Source organism: Bradyrhizobium sp. Ai1a-2, assembly GCF_000426245.1.
In the GTDB taxonomy this organism is placed as follows: domain Bacteria; phylum Pseudomonadota; class Alphaproteobacteria; order Rhizobiales; family Xanthobacteraceae; genus Bradyrhizobium.
In genome coordinates, this window is the sequence record NZ_AUEZ01000173.1 from 1 (window position 1) to 5,160 (window position 5,160).

Genomic DNA, 5,160 nt, shown 5'->3' on the forward strand with positions numbered 1-5,160 from the left:
AAGGTACGGCTCGAGGCGACCCGGGATGGGTTGTCGATCCATTCGTCGTTGCTCGCGGCGATCGACTACACGCTCAATCACTGGAGCGGCCTGGTCCTGTTCGTCCCCCCGTGAAGAACGCGGGCGAATGGTGATTCAAGCGATCTTTTGAGCCGGGGCGAGCACCAAGATGATGGCACGCAAGAGGACTGCGCGCCATCGTAGCAGCAGGTTGATGCGGCGAGCCTCCACGCCGGTGAGCTTATCCATGTCGGTGATCACAGGGCCGAACGTGTGCCCGTCGAAGGGATTGCCATGCAGTGCCTTGGCATGGAGCACGAACTGGCCGCCCTTCGGAGACGTCACGGGGGTGGCAATACTGACCTTGCACCCGAACTCGTAAGGTGCGCGGGCTGTCCCCTTACCGATGCACTCGACCTCAGGGGCATGTAACGCATAGACCTTCGAACCGCGTTGATGCTGATCCTGGCTGCGCACCTGCTGCGCTAAACCGAGCAGCGGGCCGAGGCGAGTTTCTAGCACCGCATCGCCATCAATCTTGCGGCGGATGTCGCGGTTGATCCCGCCAAGCCGCGTCCGCAGGAACTTGAGCTGGCGCCGGGCGCGCTTGAACTGGTGGGCGTGGGTATAGCGGCCGACCATGATGGCGGCGCGCTTGGCCAGGCGCAGGTAGCTCTGGCGCAGCGGCACACGGTTTCGCTTGGCGAGCCCGACAAGCTTGATGATGGCTCGATGCATCAGCCGCGCGTCGGTCGGATGCGCGACGGCCTTGGGCTGCACCGTGGTATCGACCACCACTCGTTCCAGGTCCTTAGGGCCGATGGCGCCCAGTCTTGTGCGCCACCGCCAGACTTTCCTGGATCAGCGCGACGAGCTGTTCCTCGCCGAGCCGCTGGCGCCAGCGTGTCATCGATGATCGATCGAGCGGCAGCCGGTGGCAGAAGCTTGCCACAGAAGTATTGGTAGTAGGGATTTTCGATCCAGCGGGCGCACAGCACCTCATCCGACAGGTTGTGCATGTGCTTCAGAATGAACAGGCCGGCGACAGGGCGCGTCGGCAGTCCAGGCTGCCCGGCCCTGTTTGGCACACCGAACCAAAGCGCTCATCCAAAAACTTCCAGTCGATCAGTGCCGCCAACCGCACCAGCAGATGGCCCATATCGATGATTTGATCCGCGCCGGAAATAGCAGGTCTTTCTGGCGATCGTCCCGCGGTTTGCTCATCGCCTTCTCCAATGCCGATGATCCGCTGTCAGGGAATCACGAATCGCTCAAGAGCAAAACCCCAAAACGCAAGAAAGCCAAGTTCAACACCCAGCTTTCCTGCAAAATCGAATACTTTGTCGAGACAAATTCTGTCTATCGTTCAGGTGGATCTGCATTCTTCACGAAGGACCTGTTCCTCGACGATGGCCGGCTTGAGCCGGACACCAATATCGTGGAGCGCTCGATCCGGCCGATTGGAATCGGGCGCCGCTGTTGCGCGGCGATGGTGATCTCATGCTACGGTCGATCTTGCGCCATGCCGACCAGCACTCAGCACGCGATGCCGAACCTTCTGCAGGGACCGAACAGGACTGGTACGCCATCAGGCCTGCGCTCTTGAACGGTCTGCGGCTTCACTGGATGCCGACCCGCTTCAAACGCAGCTCTTGAACGCCGTTGTCAAGATCAGCGAGACGTGTGAACTCGCACCGCTTACGTTCGACTGCAGAGACACGGGGCCACCCTCGCCAAACCACTCCTGTTCCAGATCGCTGGTGTCTTCAGCACGTTTTGCAGTCAGCCAGTCGTCGCGCCCTCCTCGCGGCAAACGACCCGCCCACCCTCAACCTCACCGGCCGCTTGCAGTGCGTAATGCATATCCGCGATCAGGTCGTTCGCGTCCTCCATGCCCGCATGAATGCGAATCAACGGTCCTTCGAACGCGCGCGGCGCTTCCGTTCGTTCCGATGGTGGATCAACCAGGAGCACGAGGCTGTCATACCCGCCCCAGGACGCACCGATGCCAAAAAGCCGCAGGCTGTTGAAGAAAACCGAAAGTTGAGGCCATGACATCGGCTTCAGCACGACTCCAAACAGCCCGCTTGCCCCTAAAAAGTCCCGTTTCCAAAGTTCATGGCCGGAATCGTTCGGAAGCGCTGGGTACAAGACCTTGTCGACAGCCGGATGGGTCTGCAGGCTCTGCGCCAGCTTGAGGCCATTGTCCCAATGCTGTTTCATGCGAACCGCTAGCGTGCGAAGTCCCCGCAGCGCCAAATAAATATCATCTGGCCCAGCAATCTCTCCGAAGTGATGAGCACTCGACTGTAGCGCGGGCCATGCGGCCTTATTCGCAGTCGCAATGCCAAGTAAGGCGTCGGAATGACCAACGATATACTTGGTAGCGGCGTGGATCGAGATGTCCACGCCATGCTCGAAAGGCTTGAAATAAAGTGGCGTCGCCCAGGTGTTATCCATGATCACGAGCGCGTCAGATTGATGCGCAATCGCGCCGAGTGTGCGGACATCCTGAACCTCAAAGGTCAGGGATCCAGGAGACTCCAGATAAACGGCCCGGGTGTTTTCTTTGATCTTCGCAGAGAGCGCCGAACCTTGCGTCGGATTGAAGTACTGCACTTCTATGTGAAGTCTCGTAAGGACTTGGTCTGCGAAGATTCTCATAGGCTGATAGACGCTATCGCTGATCAACAGGTGGTCGCCTGCTTTTAGCATCCCAAGAAGGGAGTGTGTGCAAGCAGATAAGCCCGATGGGAATAGGATGGAACGATAGCCACCCTCCAATTCGCAAACGGCCGCCTCGAGTGCGCGAGATAACGGCGAGCCGAAGCGCCCGTAACTGGCTACCGGACAGCCTTTCCGCGACTGCCATTCTTCCAGGGTTTCAGATAGGATTGTAGAGCCGCGATAGATGGGCACATTGACCATCCCCGCATGTTTATCGGGATTGCGACCGACATGACAGAGTCGGGTTTCGGTCTGTAATAGGTTGTTGCCGTCGTTCAGGTACTTCATAACTCCTCTATCGCGTTGCCATTGCCAGGCCCAACAACAGTGATAGTCATCAGCTGCTTTGCTTCAACCAGAGCGCGAGCACGACTTTACAACACCAATGGCTCCCCAATCAGCCCTCTTTTTTGCTTTGCGCTGCGGAACCGACCCCACCTCTGATTAGAGCAAAATCGCTCAGTGCGTTTTGATCTGAGAGTGCGTGTCCATCAATGCCGAGATCGCAAAGAGCGTCCTTCAAGGGCGTTCGTAAGATCGGCATGATAGTCACCAGTAGCGCTCGCATTTCATCGCCCTTGCCAAGCCGCCGCAAAACTATTGCGCAGCAATTGAAGCAAGAGCCGGGCCAAATGCGCATGTGGCCGTGCGTGGCGACTTTGCCGAGAGCTCGAAATCAGGGCGGACCCGCGTACTATTGTCCGAAAGCAAACGCGTCATGTCTAGGACCCATCCTGACAGCTTCCGGACTCATTCGCCTTGCTTGTCAAGATAGTTGTGGCCAATGTCATAGCAAGCCATCGCAGCAATCTCGCGGAAACAGCAGCCGACTCAGCCTTCGGTCCTCGCGTCAAAGTTCAGCGAGCTCGTACACGAGCAAACGATAGGCAGATCTTATGCCTGTACAAAGGACGATCACGATCTGGGCATGATGGCGGTCCGATCGCAGAAGACGCTCATCGGCCGCATTCGAACCCCATTTCGATCAGAACGCTTGGTGTAACGAAAGAGCGCAGCACAAGAAATGGCCTCGCCGCGCCGAATTGTGCCGCATAACAACCTTGGCCTGAAGGAGTTCGGACGAGTTCCATTTGCAATTGACGGGAGAAATGACGCGTCTCACGCTAAAGCGTGATGGCATTAAGTTCGATAGCCTGAATTTTTGAGGTAGTTGGCGCATTGATCGGCGGTGAAGGCATCAAGTGCGTGGCCGATAGCGGTGCAGACCGCGTCGACGGTTCGCGCGGCAGCTTTGCGGAGTAGGTGCTTGAGCTTAGCAAAGACCTGTTCGATCGGGTTCAGGTCAGGCGAGTATTTTGGCAGGAAGAAGAGTTTGGCGCCGACCGAATGGATGAGTTTGCGAACTGCTTTGCCCCTGTGGCTGCCGAGGTTATCCAAGACGACGATATCGCCGGGTCGAAGGACAGGCAGAAGAACCTTCTCGACGTATGTGCGAAAGCTGACGCCATCGATCGGCCCTTCGATGAACCATGGCGCATCGATCCGGTCATGGCGCAGGGCCGCCAGAAAGGTCATGGTCTTCCAGCGGCCGTGGGGAACCTTGGCGGGAAGTCTGTGCCCGCGCGGCGCCCATCCCCGCAATGGCGCCATATTGGTCCTGGTCCACGGGTGAGTGAGTAGTAGGCCGGAGGAACTTCACCTGCCGGCCTCTCGCAGAACGGTGCGTGAACCTCTCGATTCACACCGCTCCCATCAGGCAAACGTATTCGTTCCGAACACCTTCCAATGCACGAACAGTCGGGGATTTTGCCGCGCCAGCTTTCTCAAGAAGAGACTGGCACGCGTCCTGTGGGACTGAAAGCCCTTGAACTTACGCATGATCCACGCCCTGAGTTTCCGGTTGACTTAATCAGCCAGAGTGGACAGGGCCGAACGGCTGAAGCGACCGTAATAGGCTATCCATCCCCGAAGGAGCGGATTGAGCTGTTGGGCGATTTCAGCCAGCCTCCCCGGCGTTTGCCGCGGAATGTTCAAGCTTTTGATCGTCGCCCGCCTCGCCTTCAGTGCTGTGGGGCTGGCCGCAGGCGTATAGCCGCGTGATACGGACGGTGGATAGCTAGAAATCGCCAGCAACCCACCTGAATGGGACAGACGCGGCCATGGCACGTGCGATCATTCTCGTCGCAAGCTTTGGTTTGGTCGCAAAACCGACGTCGCGGGGCACATAGGCGGCTTCCAGGCGGTCTGGATCGTCGGTCCATTCCTTCGGAAGATATAACGCGCGATCGATAAACGCATGGCCATGACGCGAAACGTAGGAGACGAAGACACCAATCTGGCAGTTCGTAATCTTGCCTGCCGAACCAGTGTATTGCCGCGCCACTCCGCATGACGCTTTGCCCAGCTTGAGAAAGCCAGTCTCGTCGATCACCAGCACCGCATCGTCATCGGCCAAATGCTCGATAACATAGT

3 protein-coding genes and 3 pseudogenes are annotated in these 5,160 nt (G+C 58.0%); 1 reads left to right on the forward strand and 5 read right to left on the reverse strand.

Translation table 11 applies throughout. The annotated features are described in order from the left end of the window. Nucleotides 1-207: 207 nt before the first annotated feature. Nucleotides 208-1,224 (reverse strand): annotated as a pseudogene (locus tag K288_RS48870) (IS5 family transposase); the annotation flags it as partial. Here K288_RS48870 and K288_RS0142390 point away from each other — a divergent pair. Then, complete coding sequence (locus tag K288_RS0142390) at nucleotides 1,217-1,606, forward strand: transposase (RefSeq protein WP_027584756.1); 390 nt, start codon at nucleotides 1,217-1,219, stop codon at nucleotides 1,604-1,606. The pseudogene K288_RS48870 and the gene K288_RS0142390 sit on opposite strands and share 8 nt — an antisense overlap. A gap of 176 nt (nucleotides 1,607-1,782) precedes the next feature. Here the strand turns inward: K288_RS0142390 and metC are convergent, their stop codons facing one another. The 4 genes and pseudogenes from metC to K288_RS48875 form a co-directional block, all read right to left on the reverse strand. Next, on the reverse strand, nucleotides 1,783-3,015 hold the full coding sequence (metC, locus tag K288_RS0142395; protein ID WP_051335053.1) for a cystathionine beta-lyase: 1,233 nt from the start codon (nucleotides 3,013-3,015) through the stop codon (nucleotides 1,783-1,785). An 852-nt stretch (nucleotides 3,016-3,867) separates the two neighbouring features. Beyond that, a pseudogene (locus K288_RS0142400) lies at nucleotides 3,868-4,353 on the reverse strand (IS630 family transposase); the annotation flags it as partial. A 240-nt stretch (nucleotides 4,354-4,593) separates the two neighbouring features. Beyond that, the gene (locus K288_RS55325; RefSeq protein WP_244443479.1) at nucleotides 4,594-4,854 is read right to left on the reverse strand and encodes a group II intron maturase-specific domain-containing protein; all 261 of its coding nucleotides are present in this window, start codon (nucleotides 4,852-4,854) and stop codon (nucleotides 4,594-4,596) included. Next, nucleotides 4,811-5,160: pseudogene (locus tag K288_RS48875) on the reverse strand (transposase); the annotation flags it as partial. The pseudogene K288_RS48875 and the gene K288_RS55325, both read right to left, overlap by 44 nt.

Coding starts and splice junctions, on each gene's coding strand:
- metC (WP_051335053.1), bottom strand. CDS start 3,015: ATGAAGTACCTGAACGACGGCAACAACCTATTACAGACCGAAACCCGA.